Genomic DNA, 17,931 nt, shown 5'->3' with positions numbered 1-17,931 from the left:
TCAGGCCCGTTCCAGGTCCGCCACCCGATGCTCCGGCGACAGCTTCACACCCAGGTCCCGCAGCGTCGCGTCGAGGACCGCCCACACGGAGCGGCACAGCATCGCGCGCAGCTCCTCCTCGGACTGCTCGCGCCGCTCGTCCCGCATCCACTGGTTGACCGAGGTGTCGACGAACCCGACGATCCCGATCGCGACCGAACGGATCGGCGCCTCGCTGATCCCGAGCGCCTTGAGCACGTCCCCGAACCGGTCGCTCAGCATCATCGCGATGGCCGTCTTGGTATCCGCGACCAGCGAACCGTCCCCCATCGAGTGCTCACCGACGCCCATGAACGCGTAGAGGCGCGGATGCTGGGACACCCAGTCGAGGTGCGCGCCGACCACCCGCCGCACCGCCTCCTCGATCGTCCCGTCGAAGGTGAGCGTCGGCTCCATGCGCCGCATGAACGACTCCACCACCCGGCGGCGGATCAAGCCGTCGAGATCGGCACGGTCCTTGAAGTGCCGGTACAGCACCGACCGGGGCAGACCCACTCGCTCCGCGAGACGCTGCACCCTGAAGCGCGCGCCCTCCTCCTCGATGAGGGCCACCGCCGCGTCCACCAGCTCGACCTGACGCTGCGCCTTGTGCTCGTCCCACCGGGTGGAGCGCCTGTCGATCTGCGGCTCGCCGCCGGTTCTGTCCGCCATCGCGCCAGGATATCGGGCACCCGAACGTCAACGGCGGGCATCGTCGTTCATACGGCCGAATTCCGGCGCCGCCACGGCTGTTGCCGCAGCCGCGACCTGGTGGTGACGGGGTCGTTCACCGGGCACGCACACGCCCGCCCGGAGCCGAACGAAGGTGGCAGCAATGACCGAGCCCATGGACAGCGGCGCCAACTACCGCCAACGCGTCCTGCCCTACTACCAGCGCTGGGAGTCCCGCTGGGGCTACGCCATACTCCTCGGCCGCACGCGGCACTTCGGCTGGTACGAGCCCGGCGGCTCACCCTGGGCCTTCGGCGCGGCCATGCGCCGCATGGAGGCCGTCGCGGCGCGCGAACTGGCGGTGCCCGCGGCGTCCGCCGTCCTCGACGCGGGCTGCGGGGTCGGGGACGTGGCCCGTACGGTCGCCCGGGAGACCGGCGCGCTCGTCACCGGGATCGACGGCATCGAGGCGGACATCGGCCTCGCCCGCAGACGTTCGGCCCGGCTGGGGCAAGCCCGGGGCGGGACACGGTTCCTGGTCGCCGACTACCACGCCCTGCCCTTCGCGACGGGCTCCTTCGACGGCCTCTACACCATGGAGTCCTTCGTCCACTCCGCCGAACCGGAGACGGCCCTCTCCGAGTTCCACCGGGTGCTGCGCCCCGGGAGCCGCCTGGTGATGTTCGAGTACTCGAGCACCCCGCCGCATCAGCTCACGCCGGAGGCGAACCGGGCGCTGCGCCGGGTCTGCGAGCTGTCGGCGATGCCCGCGATGCTGACGCTGCACCATGGCCGCCTCGAACGGCTGCTGACGGACGCGGGGTTCGTGGTCGAGGCGACCCTGGACGCCACGGCCCACGTCCTGCCGATGCTGCGGGCGTTCGCGGTTCTCGGCGCGCTCCCGTACGGCGTGGCCGAGAGGTTCGGGTACGGAGACTCCCTGGTCAACGCGATGAGCGGGGTGGAGATGTACCGCCACCAGGAGGCATGGCGCTACAGCATCCACACGGCGAGAAGGCCGTGAGCGGGGGCTGAGGCATGTGCGCGCGGGGGCCGGGTAATCGGAGGCGTGACCGAGGGGACGAGGGAAGAAACGACGAGGGAAGAGGGGACGGGGAAGATGGAACGCCTCAACACATTTCTGACCAAGCACCTCTGGGCGCAATACGCGCTGTCCGTACTTCTGGGCGCCGTTCTGATCCAACTCCTGTATCCGGGACGGTCGTTCCCGGAGATCGTCGCCCGCCTGGCGTTCGTCTCCCTCGGCGGCCTCGCGGTGATCTTCTCCGTACGCCGGAGGGATCAGAAGGCCGCCGGAGGCACGGACGGTCTGGTCTCCCTCGACCAGCGGCTGCGCCGCGGCGACCCGCCGGCCGACCCCGAGGAACGGCAGGCGATGCGCGAACTCGTCGACCAGCGTCTGTACCGCTCCAGGCACCGCGTGGCCGCGTTCATCGTGCTGGCGGTCATGTTCGTGACGATCACCGTCCTGACGGGCCTCACCGCGGCACCCCGCCAGACCATCGGCTTCGCGGTGCTCACCGTCGTGTTCCTCGGCGGGCTGACCTACACGGGCAACCGTCAGACGCGCCGCCTGCGCGCCATGGACGAGGCACTGCGCGCGCGGACCGCGACACCTCAGCGGCGATAGGGGCCGCGCACGGTGTTCGAGGGATTCGCTTCGACGCGGGTCGAGCTGGGTGAGGCGTCGGCCTTCGTCCGGTACGGCGGGGAAGGGCCGCCCGTGGTGCTGCTGCACGGCCACCCCCGTACCTCGGCGACCTGGCACCGGGTCGCCCCGCTGCTCGTCCGAGCGGGCCACACCGTGGTCTGCCCGGACCTGAGGGGCTACGGGCGTTCCAGGGGTCCGCGCTTCACCGCTGACCACGCGGGCTACTCGAAACGTGCCGTCGCCGGGGACGTGGTGGCCGTCATGCGGCACCTCGGACACCGCCGCTTCGCCCTCGTGGGGCACGACCGCGGCGGCAGCGTCGCGCTTCGCCTCGCTCTCGACCACCCGGGGGCCGTCTCCCGCGTGGCCTTCGCCGACGCCCTGCCCCTGACCGAGCATCTGACCCGCGTCGACGTCGACTTCGCCACGCGGTGGTGGCACTGGTTCTTCTTCGCCCAGCCGGACATCCCCGAACGCGTCATCACCGCCGACCCGGACAGCTGGTACCACGGAGACCCCGCGCTCATGGGCGCCGAGAACCATGCCGAGTGGCGGCAGGCCACCCGCGACCCCGATGTCGTCCGCGCCATGCTCGAGGACTACCGCGCCGGCCTCACCGTGGACCGCCGCCACGAGGAGGCCGACCGCGCCGCGGGCACCCGCCTCACCTGCCCCACCCTGGTCCTCTGGTCCCTCCGCGACGACCTGGAGGACCTGTACGGCGACCCGCGCGCGATCTGGCGCGAGTGGTCCGACGACGTCTGCGGCCACGGCATCGACTCCGGCCACCATGTGGCGGAGGAGGCCCCGGAGGCACTGGCCGAGACGCTCATCGAGTTCTTCCGGCCCACCTAGGATGCCGCCATGACGATCACCTATGACTGGCGCGGTGACTTCGGCGACGCGGAGGTCGAAGACCTGCACGCCGAAGCCTTCGAGCACGAACGGACCGCCACCGGCTGGCATGCGCAAGTACACCGGCACAGCCTCGGCTGGGTCTGCGCGCGCGGAGAGGACAGGCTGGTGGGGTTCGTCAACGTCGCCTGGGACGGCGGTGTGCACGCCTTCGTGCTGGACACGATGGTCGCCCAGGACGTGCGCGCGTCCGGCATCGGGGCCGAACTCGTGGCCACCGCTGTGCGCGGCGCGCGGGCGGCGGGCTGCGAGTGGCTGCACGTCGACTTCGACGCGCGTCTGCGGCCCTTCTACTTCACCGCGTGCGGCTTCGTGCCGACGGACGCGGGGCTCATCGCGCTGCGCTGACCGCTCACGTGCCGAGCCGGTGCCAGGTCTCCCCGTGCGCGGGCTCCGCGACACCGCGCAGCCGCGTCTCCAACGCGTCGAGGAGACCGGGCAGATCGGGCGCGACGGCCAGGTCGTCCAATGTGGCCGCGGGCAGGAAACCGGAGTCCGCGATGGAGCGCAGGGAGGCGAGCAGCGGGGTCCAGAAGCCTCCCGCGTCCAGGAACCCGACGGGCTTGGTGTGGAAGCCGAGCTGGCGCCACGACCACACCTCGAAGATCTCCTCCAGGGTGCCGAGGCCGCCGGGCAGGGCGGCGAAGGCGTCGGCGTGCTCGGCCATGATCGCCTTGCGCTCGTGCATGGAGTCGCAGAGGATCAGCTCCGTCACGCCCTCGTGCGCCCACTCCCGCTCGACCATGCTGCGCGGCATGACGCCGACGACCTCGCCGCCCGCATCGAGGACGCTGTCCGCGATGACCCCCATCAGGCCGCTGTGCCCGCCCCCGTAGACGAGGCCGATGGATCGCCGGGCCAGCTCCGTGCCGACGGCGGCGGCGAGTTCGGCGTGGGCCGGGTCGTGCCCGTTGGACGAGGCGAGGAAGACGGCGAGGCGGCGCATGGAGGATCCCCAGAACATCGGTGACAGATCCTCCGGTCTACCACGCAGGGGGTGTTCATGGTGAGGGCGGTGGTGGTCTGCCGGCTTCGAAAACTATCGCCGCCGCCTTCCGTACTCTCGCCACCTGGGCCTCATCCGCGCCATCGACGCATTCTCCGGCCAACTCGACCCAAGTGGTTGACCTGCTTCCCGTCTGTCCGTACGGTCGCCGCAGTGTTTCGGGACCAGTACTGAAACTTTCGGCGTCGCGACACGTCCCCGGTTCCGTTCCGCCCCGCCGCACGTCCTTCCGCTCCGTACGCACCACCCGCCCCCGGCGCGTCGCGACGCCTCCGGAAAGGGATGAGATGGCAACGAGCAACCGTTCACGTGCCCGCGTCGCCCTGAGAACCGGCGTGGCCTCGATCCTCGCCGCGGTGACCGTCGCGGCCCTGTCGCAGACCGCCGCGGCGGCCGACAGCCTCGGCTCGGCGGCGGCCGCCAAGGGCCGCTACTTCGGCGCCGCCGTGGCCGCGAACCACCTGGGCGAAACCGCCTACGCGTCCACACTGGACCGGGAGTTCAACCAGGTGACCCCGGAGAACGAGATGAAGTGGGACGCCACCGAGAGCACCCGCGGCTCCTTCACGTTCTCCAACGCCGACCAGATCGTCGGCCACGCCCTGGGCAAGGGCATGAAGGTCCGCGGCCACACCCTGGTGTGGCATTCGCAGCTGCCCTCCTGGGTGTCGGGTCTGTCCGCGACGGACCTGCGCTCGGCGATGAACAACCACATCACCCAGGTCATGGAGCACTACAAGGGAGACATCTACGCCTGGGACGTGGTCAACGAGGCCTTCCAGGACGGCGGCAGCGGCGCCCGGCGCAGCTCACCGTTCCAGGACAAGCTCGGCAACGGCTTCATCGAGGAGGCGTTCCGCACCGCCCGCTCCGTCGATCCGGCCGCCAAGCTCTGCTACAACGACTACAACACCGACGGCGTCAACGCGAAGAGCAACGCGGTGTACGCGATGGTCAAGGACTTCAAGGCGCGCGGGGTGCCGATCGACTGCGTGGGCTTCCAGTCCCACTTCAACAGCGCGTCGCCGGTCCCGTCCGACTACCAGGCCAACCTCCAGCGCTTCGCCGACCTCGGCGTCGACGTGCAGATCACCGAACTCGACATCGAGGGCTCCGGCACCGCCCAGGCGACCAACTACGGCAATGTCGTCAAGGCGTGTCTCGCCGTGTCCCGCTGCACCGGCATCACCGTCTGGGGGGTGACCGACAAGTACTCCTGGCGCAGCAGCGGCACCCCGCTGCTGTTCGACTCCAACTATGCCGCCAAACCGGCCTATTCGGCGGCGCTCACCGCGCTCGGCGGCTCCGGGACCCCCGGCGGCGGCGACGGTTCGGGGGCGACGTGCAGTGTCTCGTACACGACGTCGGAGGCGTGGAACGACGGGTACAACGGCAAGGTGACCGTCACCGCGGGCAGTTCACCGATCACCGCGTGGTCCACGGGCGTGACGGTGCCGGCCCCGCAGAAGGTCGTCACCACCTGGAACGGTTCGCCGAGCTGGGACAGCGGCGGCACGGTCATGACCGTGAAGAACGCCGCTTACAACGGCAGCCTCGCACCGGGCGCCTCGACCAGCTTCGGCTTCACCGTCCAGAAGAACGGCAACGGGGCCGCACCCGTACTGGGCGCCTGCACCGCGTCGTGACGACGGCTGAGGTCAGCTGATACCTCGTCAGTAGCAGGCACGAGTGCAGGTGTCGTGCCCGGAGTGCTCCAGGTGTGCGGGCGGAGGCGTGGGTTCACATGTCCCGCGCAGGTCACAGCCGCCCCGGCGCACCGGCATCGGCCCCGCCCGCGCACGGCCCCCGGCGCAGTCGCCGCTTGGGCCGTCGCGGGCGGGGCAGCCATGGGCTCGGCATGCCCCGGACGCCGAGGCGCCGGGGCGCGTTCCTTTCCCGACGGGAGAAACCTGTGCTGAGCCTGAGCATGTTGCAGCCGATTCTTCGAAGACACGTGTCCCGCACAGCGGGAGCCCTGCTCACTCTGGCGCTCCTGGGCGCCGCCGTCGCCGCTCCCACCCAGGCGCGCGCCGACACCACCTTCTCCGCGAAGGTCGACTTCGCCACCGCGACCACCACGCCCGTCAGCGGCTACGCACTCGACCACGGGCAGTCCTACGCCGCCCGGACCGGCCCGAACCAGGGCACCGGACTCACCTACGGCTGGGTGGGCCTGACGAACTCCACCCCGCTCACCCTGACGGGCAACGGCCGTGACCGGGGCACCGCCGAGCCCGACCGGCTGCTCGCCACCTTCGTCCACATGCAGCTCCCCGCCTCCTCGGCAGGTGTGAAGACGCCCGGCCGGTGGGAGATGGCCGTGCCCGACGGCACGTACACCGTGACGGTGGCCGTGGGCGACGCGACGAGCCTGGACAGCGCGCACGCGATCCAGGTCGAGAACCAGAACGCGGTCGACGGGTTCGTGCCGACCTCCACGACCAAGTACCAGACCAGGACCGTCCACCCCACCGTGACCGACGGCCGACTGACCATCAGCCCGCTCGGCGGCACCAACACGAAGATCGCGTACGTGACCGTCGCCCCGCTCGCCGATCCCGCCACCCACCCCGAGGTCAGGACGGTGACCCCGGCGAACACGGCGACCGGCGCGGCACCGACCGGCAGCGTCGTGGCCGACCTCAAACTGGTCGGACCGGGTGTCGACACCGCGACCCTCACCTCGACCACGGTCACTCTGAAGGAGTCGGCGACCGGGGCCGCCGTACCCGCCCACGTGATCACCAGCGGCGGCGGCGACGTCATCAACCTGTCGCCTACCACCGGGCTCAAGGCGAACACCCGCTACCGCTTCACCGTCACCAGCGGCGTCCGCGACCTGGCCGGGCACACCTTCACGCCCTGGAGCTCGGTGTTCACCACGGGCGCCGGGAGCGGCGGTGGCACCATCGCCTTCGACAAGGTGGCCACGGCGGCGACGGGCCGAAGCTTCGCCTCCGTCGTGAAGGGGCCCGACGGCAAGCTGTACGCGTCCACCCTCGACGGCTACATCCTGCGGTACGCCATCGCCGCCGACGGCACCCTCGGTGCGGCGGAGACGATCTCCACGGTCCGCACGGACGCCACGGCCCGCGGCCTGCCCGGAGCACCCAACCGCACGATCATCGGCATGGCCTTCGACCCCGCCTCGACGGCGGCGAACCCCATCCTCTGGATCACCTCCAACACCATGTACGCCGGAGGCACCCCGAACCAGCCCGACTGGTCCAGCAGCATCGCCAGGCTGACCGGCCCGAACCTCGCCACGTACACCGAAGTCGTCAGCCGCCTGCCCCGTTCGGTGAAGGACCACGAGACGAACTCGCTCGCCTTCGGCCCCGACGGTGCCCTCTACGTGACCCAGGGCGCCAACAACGCCATGGGCGCGCCCGATCCGGCCTGGGGCAACCGCCCCGAGCACCTGCTCAACGCGGCGGTCCTGCGTCTGGACCCGGCCAAGCTCCCCGCCTCCGGCGCCGTCGACGTACGCACGGAGAGCCCGGGAACGTACGACCCCTACGCCGCGAACGCGCCGCTCACTCTCTACGCGACCGGCATACGCAACGCCTACGACCTGGTGTGGCACACCAACGGCCACCTCTACACACCCACCAACGGCTCCGCGGCGGGCGGCAACACACCCGCGACCCCCTCCCCGCTTCCCGCCGCCTGCACGCGCCGGATCGACGCGGCGACGGCAGGTGCCTACACCGGCCCGGCCGTCCCGGGGATCACCTCCAACCCCGTCGCGGAGACCGACTACGTCTTCGATGTGAAGAAGAACCGCTACTACGGGCACCCCAACCCGGCCCGCTGCGAATGGGTCCTGGCCGGCGCCAACCCGACCTCGGGCACCACCCCCTTCGAGGTCACCGGCTACCCCGTCGGCACCCAGCCGGACCGCAACCTCGACGCCGCCGGGATGTACGACGCCGGGCTGCACGCCTCCGCCGACGGCGTCGTCGAGTACCGCGGCAACGCGTTCGACGGCGGCCTCAGGGGCAAACTCCTCGTGGTCCGCTACAGCAGCGGCCAGGACATCGAGGTGTTCGGCGTCGACGCCCAGGGCGGACTCGCGGCGCCCACGACGGGGATCACCGGCTTCACCGGCTTCCAGCAGCCCCTGGACATCACGGAGGACACCGCCAAGGGCAACCTGTACGTCACGGAACAGGGCGCATCGCGGATCACGCTGCTCCGGCCCCGCACATGAAACCCCGCGCATAAACTGTGCCCGCATCCTTCACCGACAGGAGACCGGGCCCTTGCACCTCAGAAAGTTCAGCAGCGGCATAGCGCTGGCGCTCACGGTGGCCGCCGTGGGCGCCGGCTGTACGAACGAGCCGGCCGACAGGACGACCTCGGCAGCGCACACCTCACCGACGGCGGTGCCGTCCCCGCCGTCGGACAGCCTGGCCGCGCAGCTGAAGAACGGAGTCAAGGGAAACCTCGGTTACTCGGCCGAGGACGCCACCGACCTCGGCCGGCCGGTCGACATGCAGCACATGGACCTCTGGCGGTCCTGCTTCTCGCACAAGAACGACGCGGCGGAGGCGGTCGACTTCTGGGCGGTTCCGTACGCCGAGAAATGCCCGGCCCGCCGCAACGCACACGTGCCCACACCCAAGACCCCCGACGTCACGGGCGAGGACTTCGAGCGCGCCTTCGACGTGCTGCTCAGGAAGGGGTACGCCGCCCGCTACATCAAGGTTTACTACGGGACGGACGGCGCCGTGAGCGAGGAGAACGTCCCGCGCGTCGACGGACAGGTGTGCGAACAGTCCCCGAAGGCCGGGCAGCCCTTCGACGCGCGGGAGGACGACATCGAGCTCCACGTCGCCGTCGGGAAGTGCCCGAGCCGGTAACGGCCGTCACGGTATTCCCCTCCGGCACACCCATGCCGGACAGTGAGCGGTATGAAGTGCTTACGTGTCCTCCTCGTGGCCGCGGCACTCACCGCGTGCCAGGCACTCGTCCCCGTGACCATGGCGCACGCCGCACCCCGGCCGGGTGCGGCGGCCGCCGTCTGCAACACCTATTGCGACGCCCGCGACCCCGCCCAGGCGGGCGGCGACCGCACCCCCGTCTCCGCGCACCTCGCGAACCGCACCCTCGCTCTGCACCTCGACGACGGCTCCGCCATGGGCTGGGCCACCCTCGACGGCGGCGCGGCCGGCGACGAGGTGTGGCTCGACCGTTCCTTCGACGGCGGCCGTACCTGGGCCTTCGGCAGCCGGCTCGGCAGCACGACCGTGCCCGCGGGCCGGACCGGCTGGCGCACCCTCATGTACAACAACGACGACTGGGCACAGCGTGGCGTCGGCGCCCTGCGCGCCTGCGGCAAGGCGGTCGACAGGGCCGACATCGCCTGCACCCCCTGGGCGCGCACCACCTGGAACGCGGGCAACCGCGCCAAGGCCGCCGCCACCGCCCAGATGATGTACTACGACACCAGCACGGGCCTGTTCGCCACCACCGGCTGGTGGAACTCCGCCAACGCCCTCACCGCCGTCATCGACAACATCCGCACCACCGGCATGGGCAGCTACCGCTACGCCATCTCCACCACCTACGAGAAGCAACTCGGCGCCGCGCAGGGCCAGTTCCGCAACGAGTACCTGGACGACACGGGCTGGTGGGGCCTCACCTGGATCGCCGCCTACGACCTGACGGGGGAGCGGCGCTACCTCGACACGGCGCGCGCCGACGCCGACCACATGGCCGCCTACTGGGACAGCACATGTGGCGGCGGGGTGTGGTGGAGCACCGCCAAGACGTACAAGAACGCCATCCCCAACTCCCTCTACATCGAGCTGAACGCGGCGCTGCACCAGCGCATACCCGGCGACAGTACGTATCTGGGACGGGCCCGCGCGGGCTGGGACTGGTTCCGGAACAGCGGCATGATCAACAGCGGGCATCTGGTCAACGACGGCCTCGACCTGTCCACCTGCCGCACCAACAACGGCACCGTCTGGTCCTACAACCAGGGTGTGCTCCTCGGCGCCCTCACCGAACTGCACCGGGCGACCGGTGACGCGGCGACGCTGACGGCCGCCCGCCGGACCGCCGACGCCGCGACCACGTCCTCCGCGCTCAACACCGCCGACGGCATCCTGCGCGACCCGTGCGAGAGCGGCGACTGCGGCGCGGACGGCCCGTCCTTCAAGGGCGCCCACGTCCGCGGCCTCGCCGTACTCGACGCGGCCCTGTCCGACCACCCGTACCGTACCTACCTGCGCAAACAGGCCGACCGTGCCTCTCAGGCGGACCGGAACCCGCTCGGCCAGTACGGGCTGCGCTGGTACGGCCCGGTCGACCGCACCGACGCGGCCCGGCAGCAGAGCGCCCTGGACCTCATGAACGCGGCCCCGTAGCTCTCATCCGATCAGCCGTAGTCTCGTGGGGCACAGGCCGATCCGAACCGTCTGGCCCCAGGTGAGTTCGAGCGCGTCGGTCTCCATGCCGTCCCCGAAGGCGACGAGGCGCTCGGACTCCACGGTCACCGCGAGCCGCGCGTCCGCCGCCAGTTCCCCCGCGTTCAGGCGCGTCCCCGTGGTGGGGGACGGCCACGCCTCCCGGACGAACCAGGCGAGCCGTGCCTCCGTCGGGTGCGGCAGCCGCAACTCGGTGGACCGGTCCTGCCACACGGACCGGAGCCAGCCGCTCGCCCCCGTCCCCGTGCCGATCAGCACCCCCGACGAAGCCTGGGCCTCGACGGCACCCCTGTCGCCGTCGAGGCCCAGACGGTACCGGGCGGTGCGGTGACCGGCCGCGCCGACGTAGATCTCGTTGAGCGCCACCAGGCGTTGGGTGTCGTCGGTGACGGCCTCGACCATGGTCAGCTCGTCGCCGCCCGCGGAGGCGGAGAAGGCGGCGGGCAGCAGCCGGGCCACGTCCGCCGGCCGGTGCCGCACGAGCACCCCCGGGTTGCGGCCGGGGTCCGCGTCGACGCCGACCACGGGCCGGTCGCCGACGTACTGGGCGACGTTGGCCACGAGCCCGTCCTGTCCGACCGCCACCACGACGTCCTCGGGAGCGAACAGGAAACGGTCCAGGTCCGCCCGCTCCACCTGCGCCCGCCGCCAGTTCAGCGGCACCGCGGCCGACACGAGCGCGAGCGCCCGCTCCACCCGGCGGTGCCGCTCGACGACCTCCTCGATGGACCGGCCCCGCGAGGACAGGAAGAAGGCCGCCTGCCCGTGGGTGCCGTGCCGGGCGACCAGCTCCTCGTACTCCGTGGCGCGATGCACGAGGACGGCCCGGGGCGCCAGGCTCACGCCTCCGGCCCCCGGCCCGCCCCGAACCGTGCGAGCAGCCCGGTCAGCACGTCCGGCGTGACCGTGACGCTGTCGATGCGCGGCAGGTTCTCGGCGAGACGGGTGCCGGTCAGGGCGCGCAGGACCGCCACGTCCACGTCGCCGTGCACCCGCAGCCAGGACGCCTGGGCCTGGGCGCGGGCCTCGCCGACCGCACGGGCGCCCTCGGCCTCCGCCCGCGCGAGGCGCACCGCCCGCTCGGCCTCGGCGCCGACCCGGACCGCATCGGCCGCCGCCTTCTCCTCCGCCTCCCGTCGGCTGTTGGCGCCGCGCTGCTCGACCAACTGCTCCTCGCGGCGCGCGAGTTCGATCTGGCTGGCCAGCTCGTTCTCGGCGATGGCGCGCTCACGCTCCACGGCGACCGCGCGCCGCTCGTACGTGGCCCGGTCCGCCTCCTGCTGGATCAGCTCCCGGGCGGGTGTACGCAGGGCGCGCTCCACCTCCGGCTCGGGCCGCACCGCCATCACGCGGACGGCCACGATCTCGATCCCCGTGGCCGGCAGCCGCGGCTCCTCGCCGAGTCCTTGGACCACCCGCTCGCGCACCGCGGGCACCCCTTCGGCGAGAGCCGCCGCCAGAGGTGTGCGGGCCAGTACTTCGAGAGCGTGCTGCTGAGCGCTCTCGGTCAGCAGTGTGGCCAACTGTTCCAGCGGGGCGCCGCGCCAGACCCCTGTGTCTGGATCGACGGAGAAGTCGAGCCGCTCGGCCGCGACAGCGGGATCGGCGATGCGGTAGGTGACCGTCGCCTGCACGGCCACGTCCTGGAAGTCGACGGTCCGGGCATGGAACGTCATCGCCAGCTCCCGGTCGTCGACCGGCACTTCGGAGAGCGCGGCGGCCAGCGGCCGGAACCAGAAGCTCAGCCCCGGACCGTCGTGTGTGAGCCGCCCCGAACGGTGGTGCCGTACGTGCGCCGTGGGCGCCGCCCGCAGATGACGCCAGCCGAGACGCTTGGTGATGTCGGCCATGAGAGCCCCCTTCTTTAAAGTCATGCTGACTCTAAAGAAGGGATCGCATAGCGTCAAGGGGACTAGAAGGGGGCCGGTGGGGCGAGAGCGGGCCCGATGGGGCGGAAAGGGGCCCGATATGACTGTTGCCCCAAGGGGGTGACTGAGCGTGCGTTCCGGCCGGTTCTTGATCGGAACGCCGATAGAAAGGGCGCGTTCTGTCGACCTCCTGATGGGGTGCACCATGTTGAAGGCCGCTCTGGGCGTTCTCGCCGCTTCCGCTCTCGCCACCGCCTCGCTGACCGTCGCCGCCCCGGCGGGAGCGACGGTCGACGACCGCGCCTCCACGGCGCGGACCTCCGCCCCCGACACCGGCCCCTGTGGACCGGTCAAGCGGTACGACCCGACGGACTGGTGGCGCACGACCACCTCCCGCGCCATCGCCCCGGCGATGTGGAGCAGGGCGAGCGAGGAGAACTGGCAGTGGCGCGACGACACCAACACGCTCTGGCGCGGCGACCGGCGCGAGAACGTGGAGCAGCTCTTCGAGGACGGCTTCACGCCGCGCGGCGAGACGCTCACCCCGCTGGCCGAGTACATCGTCAAGGGCGGCGGCCAGGACACCGCACACCTCAGTACGAGCTGTGAGAAATGGGTGGGCCAGAAGTTCGCCACGTACGGGCCCGCCAAGACGGGATGGCTCTACGAGATCGAGGCGCCGGGCGGCATCGACGTGAACGCCACCGCCCACCGCAACGACTACGAGTCGCCGTACCTCTGGAACAAGGAGATCGACTTCCCCGGCGGCATCGCGGGCGAGTACATCAAGGGCGCCTGCAAGTACCACCTGGTGCGCACCGACCCGAAGACCAAGGTCAACACCTACGACGAGCTGGGCTGCCGGACCAACCCGAACTTCCGTCGCGCCCTCGTACCGGCGCTCTGAGGCAGCTTCCGCTGTGCCGCGGGCCGGTCGCTCACGGGCCGGTCCGCGCGAGAACTCCGGCGACGAGCCGGCGCGCGTACGCCGCGTCCAGCCCCTCCGGGCGGAAGAGGATGCGGTACATGATGGGCGCGACGACGCGGTCGACGACCGTCTCCACGTCGAGCCTCCCGTCCCCGTCCCGTTCCCCGTCCCCGGCGTGTTCGGCCGCATGGGCGAGGACGAGGCCGATCTGCTCGGCGGCGTAGGCCGAGCACTGCCCCGCGTTGCTGCCGTCCGGGTCGCCGAGCAGGGCGTCCCGGATGTAGGCGCGGCCGGCGGGGGACGCCATCTCGTCGAGAAACTGCTCGGCCCACGCCGTCAGACTGGACGCCAGGTCCCCGAGGTCCCTGGGCGCGGTGTCGGGCCGCAGCCGCTCGACCGCCACGTCCGACAGCAGCGCTTGCAGGTCGCCCCAGCGACGGTAGATCGTCGAGGGCGTCACGCCCGCGCGCTGGGCGACCAGCGGCACCGTCAGCGCCTCCCGCCCGGTCTCCGCCGCGAGTTCGCGCACGGCGGCGTGGACCGACGCCTGGACCCGGGCGCTGCGTCCGCCGGGACGCGCCATCTGCCTGCTCATGGCCCCCAGCCTAAAGCGAAGAAGTTGCGTCAAGCGAACGGGCCGCCGCGACCGCGTCACTGTTCATGCCGCGCGTGCGAGCCGGCGGGCGGGCCGCGACTGCTCGTAGGCGTGGCCGACCCGCAGGAGCGTGTGCTCGCCGAGCGGGCGTCCGATGAGCTGCATGCCGATCGGAAGCCCCGCGCTGTCATGGCCGACGGGGACGGACAGCGACGGCGCCCCGGTGATGTTCGCGGGGGACGAGAGACGCACGTACGCGTCGGAGACACTTTCCACGGTGGAGTCGGCCCAGGTGAGCGTCGTCCGGCCCGTCTCGACGGCGGTGGCCGGGACGGCCGGGGCGGCGATCAGGTCGACCTCGCGCATCATGTGCGCCCACTCCTGCCGCATGCGGGTACGGGCCCGCTGCGCGCGCACGTAGTCGCCCGCGGGCATGAGTTCACCGGCTTCGAGGAGGAGGCGTACGTCGTCCTGGTAGAGCTCGGGCACCGTGCGCAGGGTGCTCTCGTGGTAGGCGGTGGCCTCGGGCACCATCAGGCCCCAGTGGATGGCCTGGACGTAGCGGGTCATGGGGATGTCGACCTCGACCGGGCGCGCGCCGAGGGACCGGAGCCGGTCGACGGCGTGCCGGACGGCGGCCTCCACCTCCGGGTCGACGTGGTCGAAGTAGTAGGTGCGCGGTACGCCCACACGTATCCCTTTCAGGTCCGTGCTCGCACGGGGGCGGTAGTCCGCGGGGGGAGTGGCCAGGGAGGCGGGGTCGCGCGGGTCGTGACCGGTCAGGGCGGTGAGGACCAGGCCCGCGTCCTCGACGGTGCGGGTGATCGGGCCCACGTGGTCCAGGGACCAGGACAGCGAGGTGACACCGTGGCGGGGGACGAGGCCGTAGGTCGGTTTGAGGCCGACGACGCCGTTGAGCGCGGCGGGCACCCGGATCGATCCGCCGGTGTCGGTGCCGAGCGCGAAGGTCGCGGCGCCCGCCGCCACGGCTACGGCGGAGCCGCCGCTCGAACCGCCCGCGACGCGGCCGGTGTCCCAGGCGTTGCTCGTCTGCGGGGTGGTCAGCCCGTAGGCGAACTCGTGTGTGTGCGTCTTGCCGACCAGCAGCGCGCCGGCCGCGGCCAGGCGGGCGGTGACGGTGCTGTCGGCCCGCGCCCGGTGGTCGGCCCGCACGCGCGAACTCGCCGTCGTCGCCGTGCCCGCGACGTCGATGAGGTCCTTGAGCCCCATCGGGATGCCGTGCAGCGGGCCCCGGTGGCGCCCGGCCGCGATGTCGCGCTCCGCGTCGCGCGCGGCTCGGCGGGCCCGCTCGGCGGTGACGGTGACGAAGGCCTGGAGCTCCGGCTCCACCTGCGCGACGCGGTCCAGGACGGACTCGGTCAGCTCCACCGGTGACAGTCGGCGCGTCAGGATCGCGTCGGCGGCGGCGGCCAGGGTCAGTTCATACGGCTGCATCGAGGGTCTCCTGTCCGGTGGCGCGGTAGGCGGTGGCGGGCGGTGTGTCGCCGAAGTCCAGCTCGCGCAGGACCGCGACGACGGAGTGGATGTGCTGGGCGGTGGCCGCGACCGCGGCGTGCCGGTCGGCGGGCAGCGGGAGCCCGGCGCGGGCGGCCCAGAGGGCGGCCTGGGCCGGGGTGAGTTCGGCGGAGGACATGACGGTTCTCCCTGGGGCTTCGGGTCTTATGCCGCTGGTTGGAGTGAGTAAAAGCTAACTGTTTGCGTTAGTCGACAGTAGGTCCTACGGTGACTTAACGCAAACGAATCGCTTTTACGAGCCAGTCCGTACTCCAGCCAGTCCGTACTCCAAGGAGACGACCGAACATGAGCACTTCACCCACGACGGACTCCATCGACTCGACCGGCGCGCCGTCCTGGACCGTCGGTGACGTGGCCGTCCACCGCGTCGACGAGGTTCTCCTGCCGCCCGCCACCGGTCCGTGGCTGCTGCCCGGCGCCACCCCTGACGTCGTCACGGGGCAGGGCTGGCTGCACCCGCAACACGCGGACGCGGAAGGGGTCCTGCGCCTGGACAGCCACAGCTTCGCGTTCGTCCTCGACGGCCTGCGCATCGTCGTGGACACGGGTATCGGCAACGGCAAGGAGCGGGCCAACCCCGCCTGGCACGACCTGGACACCGACTATCCGCGGCGCCTCGAAGCGGCCGGATTCCCGCCGGACTCCGTCGACCTCGTGCTCCTCACCCACCTGCACGCCGACCACGTCGGCTGGAACACCCGGCGCGCGAAGGGCACTTGGGTGCCCACCTTCCCCCGTGCCCGCTACGTCACCTCGCGCGTCGAGCGCGAGTTCTGGGCCGGGTACGCCATGGACGAGGCGCGGGCGCAGATGTTCCGGGACTCCGTGCTCCCGGTCGAGGAGGCAGGGCTGCTCGACCTCGTGGACGTTCCCGAGGGCGGGGCCCAGCTCGCCCCGGGACTGCGCCTGCTGCCCACGCCCGGGCACACCCCCGGGCATGTCGCGGTCGAGCTGACGAGCCGCGGGGAGACGGCTGTGATCACCGGGGACTGCATCCACCACCCGGTCCAGTTCGCCCACCCGGCCATCGGGGCGTGCGTCGACATCGATCCCGTACGGTCCGAGGCCACCCGCCGTGCGCTGCTCGGCTCACTCGCGGGCACGGACACGCTCGTCCTCGGCACCCACTTCGCGCCGCCCACCGCGGGACGGGTCGTGGCGCACGAGGGGGCCTACCGGCTGGCATCAGTCGCACCGCGTTGACCGGGGCTCTTCCGCCCGCCCTTGACATGTACTCTTTCGCTCCGACAAAGCGGCGACCGTCCGACCGCGGGCGCGTGCCGCACAGGGGAGGAACATTGCGCAGGGGAGGGTTGTGGGCCGTCGCAGCGGCGGCCGCAACGACAAGTGTGCTGGTGACACCGGCCGCGCACGCGGAGGGCACGGGTGACGTCCGTGTCACCAGGACGGTCGTCGACCACGGGACCAACGTCATCGTCGGCACCTCGAAGACCATCAACTACCCGGTCCAGATCACGATCAAGGACAACTCCGGCGTCAAGGGGCTCAGCCGGGTGAGCACCTTCAACCGGTACAACGGCTACGGCTTCGCGGACTGGACCGGCACCTCGTGCGTCAAGCGGAGCGCCACGACCTCGGTGTGCACGGCCACCATGACCATCAAGCCGGAGTGGATCGCGTCCAGCGACGACATCGACTCCAACAAGGTCGCCGGGGTGTGGCAGGTCAACGCCACCGTGAAGGCGAAGGACGGGAACTACTGGATCTCCGACAACATCGCCCAGTACAAGGTGAAGCGGGCGTCCGTCCTCGTGACGAACGCCGCGCCCGAGCCGGTCAAGCGCGGCGGCAAGCTCACCGTCACCGGCAGGCTCACCCGGGCCAACTGGGAGGACCGCAAGTATCACGGCTACTCGAGCCAGGCGGTCACCCTGCAGTTCAAGAAGGCCGGCACGTCGTCGTACAAGAGCGTCAAGAGCGTGAAGACGAACGGCAGCGGCAACCTGCGCACCACCGTCACCGCGAGCGCGGCCGGCACCTGGCGCTGGTCCTTCCCGGGCACCACCTCGACGGCCGCGGTCACCTCGACCGGGGACAACGTCAAGCTGGGCTAGCGGCCGGCATGGCGTCGAGTCGTTGAGCCGTCGACGCGCTGAGGCGGTCTCTCGCCGGTCGCCGCCGCCACCCGGCGCGGCGGCGGCCGGAGCCCGCGCGGACCTACGCGTCCGGGATCCAGCTCCCGTGGAAGCCCAGCGGCACCCGAGCGCGCCGGGCAGTGGGCCGGCTCCGACCCCGATCGCACCGCCCGCCGCCGCGACCGCGG

Annotated in this window: 18 protein-coding genes; 11 read left to right on the top strand and 7 right to left on the bottom strand. The window is 71.5% G+C overall.

Going from position 1 to position 17,931, the window contains the following annotated elements; genetic code table 11:
* On the bottom strand, positions 1-690 hold the full coding sequence (locus ACH4RC_RS15385; protein WP_398200228.1) for a TetR/AcrR family transcriptional regulator: 690 nt from the start codon (positions 688-690) through the stop codon (positions 1-3).
* Between the two features lie 163 nt (positions 691-853).
* Between ACH4RC_RS15385 and ACH4RC_RS15380 the strand changes: the two genes are divergently transcribed.
* The 4 genes from ACH4RC_RS15380 to ACH4RC_RS15365 all read left to right on the top strand — a co-directional run bounded on the left by ACH4RC_RS15380 (position 854) and on the right by ACH4RC_RS15365 (position 3,625).
* Entirely contained in the window at positions 854-1,714 is an 861-nt protein-coding gene (locus ACH4RC_RS15380) for a class I SAM-dependent methyltransferase (protein ID WP_398200226.1), read from the top strand.
* 96 nt (positions 1,715-1,810) lie between these two features.
* Entirely contained in the window at positions 1,811-2,341 is a 531-nt protein-coding gene (locus ACH4RC_RS15375) for a hypothetical protein (protein WP_398200223.1), read from the top strand.
* A 12-nt stretch (positions 2,342-2,353) separates the two neighbouring features.
* Entirely contained in the window at positions 2,354-3,217 is an 864-nt protein-coding gene (locus ACH4RC_RS15370) for an alpha/beta fold hydrolase (RefSeq protein ID WP_398200220.1), read from the top strand.
* 9 nt (positions 3,218-3,226) lie between these two features.
* The gene (locus ACH4RC_RS15365) at positions 3,227-3,625 is read left to right on the top strand and encodes a GNAT family N-acetyltransferase (protein ID WP_398200217.1); all 399 of its coding nucleotides are present in this window, start codon (positions 3,227-3,229) and stop codon (positions 3,623-3,625) included.
* A gap of 4 nt (positions 3,626-3,629) precedes the next feature.
* Here the strand turns inward: ACH4RC_RS15365 and ACH4RC_RS15360 are convergent, their stop codons facing one another.
* A complete protein-coding gene (locus tag ACH4RC_RS15360; RefSeq protein ID WP_398200526.1) occupies positions 3,630-4,223 on the bottom strand; it encodes a TIGR00730 family Rossman fold protein in 594 nt (197 codons plus the stop codon).
* 347 nt (positions 4,224-4,570) lie between these two features.
* Between ACH4RC_RS15360 and ACH4RC_RS15355 the strand changes: the two genes are divergently transcribed.
* The 4 genes from ACH4RC_RS15355 (at position 4,571) to ACH4RC_RS15340 (ending at position 10,660) form a co-directional block, all read left to right on the top strand.
* A complete protein-coding gene (locus ACH4RC_RS15355) occupies positions 4,571-5,929 on the top strand; it encodes an endo-1,4-beta-xylanase (RefSeq protein ID WP_398200214.1) in 1,359 nt (452 codons plus the stop codon).
* Between the two features lie 308 nt (positions 5,930-6,237).
* Positions 6,238-8,496 (top strand): Ig-like domain-containing protein, encoded by a 2,259-nt coding sequence (locus ACH4RC_RS15350; protein ID WP_398200211.1) that lies wholly within the window; start codon positions 6,238-6,240, stop codon positions 8,494-8,496.
* A gap of 52 nt (positions 8,497-8,548) precedes the next feature.
* On the top strand, positions 8,549-9,148 hold the full coding sequence (locus ACH4RC_RS15345) for a PASTA domain-containing protein (RefSeq protein ID WP_398200209.1): 600 nt from the start codon (positions 8,549-8,551) through the stop codon (positions 9,146-9,148).
* A 51-nt stretch (positions 9,149-9,199) separates the two neighbouring features.
* Complete coding sequence (locus ACH4RC_RS15340; RefSeq protein ID WP_398200206.1) at positions 9,200-10,660, top strand: glycoside hydrolase family 76 protein; 1,461 nt, start codon at positions 9,200-9,202, stop codon at positions 10,658-10,660.
* A gap of 3 nt (positions 10,661-10,663) precedes the next feature.
* Here ACH4RC_RS15340 and ACH4RC_RS15335 read toward each other — a convergent pair whose 3' ends face one another.
* On the bottom strand, positions 10,664-11,563 hold the full coding sequence (locus ACH4RC_RS15335; RefSeq protein ID WP_398200203.1) for a hypothetical protein: 900 nt from the start codon (positions 11,561-11,563) through the stop codon (positions 10,664-10,666).
* The gene (locus tag ACH4RC_RS15330; RefSeq protein WP_398200201.1) at positions 11,560-12,570 is read right to left on the bottom strand and encodes an SPFH domain-containing protein; all 1,011 of its coding nucleotides are present in this window, start codon (positions 12,568-12,570) and stop codon (positions 11,560-11,562) included. Before ACH4RC_RS15330 ends, ACH4RC_RS15335 begins: the two co-directional genes overlap by 4 nt.
* 223 nt (positions 12,571-12,793) lie before the next feature.
* Between ACH4RC_RS15330 and ACH4RC_RS15325 the strand changes: the two genes are divergently transcribed.
* Entirely contained in the window at positions 12,794-13,495 is a 702-nt protein-coding gene (locus ACH4RC_RS15325) for a hypothetical protein (protein ID WP_398200198.1), read from the top strand.
* Positions 13,496-13,526: 31 nt separating this feature from the next.
* Here ACH4RC_RS15325 and ACH4RC_RS15320 read toward each other — a convergent pair whose 3' ends face one another.
* From ACH4RC_RS15320 to ACH4RC_RS15310, 3 genes are all read right to left on the bottom strand, one after another.
* Positions 13,527-14,111, bottom strand: coding sequence for a TetR/AcrR family transcriptional regulator (locus tag ACH4RC_RS15320; RefSeq protein ID WP_398200195.1), 585 nt, complete (start codon positions 14,109-14,111; stop codon positions 13,527-13,529).
* A 63-nt stretch (positions 14,112-14,174) separates the two neighbouring features.
* Positions 14,175-15,566, bottom strand: coding sequence for an amidase (locus tag ACH4RC_RS15315; RefSeq protein ID WP_398200192.1), 1,392 nt, complete (start codon positions 15,564-15,566; stop codon positions 14,175-14,177).
* Positions 15,553-15,765 (bottom strand): hypothetical protein, encoded by a 213-nt coding sequence (locus ACH4RC_RS15310; protein ID WP_398200190.1) that lies wholly within the window; start codon positions 15,763-15,765, stop codon positions 15,553-15,555. The genes ACH4RC_RS15315 and ACH4RC_RS15310 overlap by 14 nt, the downstream gene beginning before the upstream one ends.
* A gap of 167 nt (positions 15,766-15,932) precedes the next feature.
* Here ACH4RC_RS15310 and ACH4RC_RS15305 point away from each other — a divergent pair, with 167 nt between their 5' ends.
* Both ACH4RC_RS15305 and ACH4RC_RS15300 read left to right on the top strand, forming a co-directional pair.
* On the top strand, positions 15,933-16,850 hold the full coding sequence (locus ACH4RC_RS15305; RefSeq protein ID WP_398200188.1) for an MBL fold metallo-hydrolase: 918 nt from the start codon (positions 15,933-15,935) through the stop codon (positions 16,848-16,850).
* A gap of 146 nt (positions 16,851-16,996) precedes the next feature.
* Entirely contained in the window at positions 16,997-17,722 is a 726-nt protein-coding gene (locus tag ACH4RC_RS15300; protein WP_398200185.1) for a hypothetical protein, read from the top strand.
* Positions 17,723-17,931: the final 209 nt, after the last annotated feature.

Source organism: Streptomyces sp. NPDC016845 (assembly GCF_044332585.1).
Lineage (GTDB): Bacteria > Actinomycetota > Actinomycetes > Streptomycetales > Streptomycetaceae > Streptomyces.
This window is presented reverse-complemented; position numbering and strand designations above follow the sequence as displayed.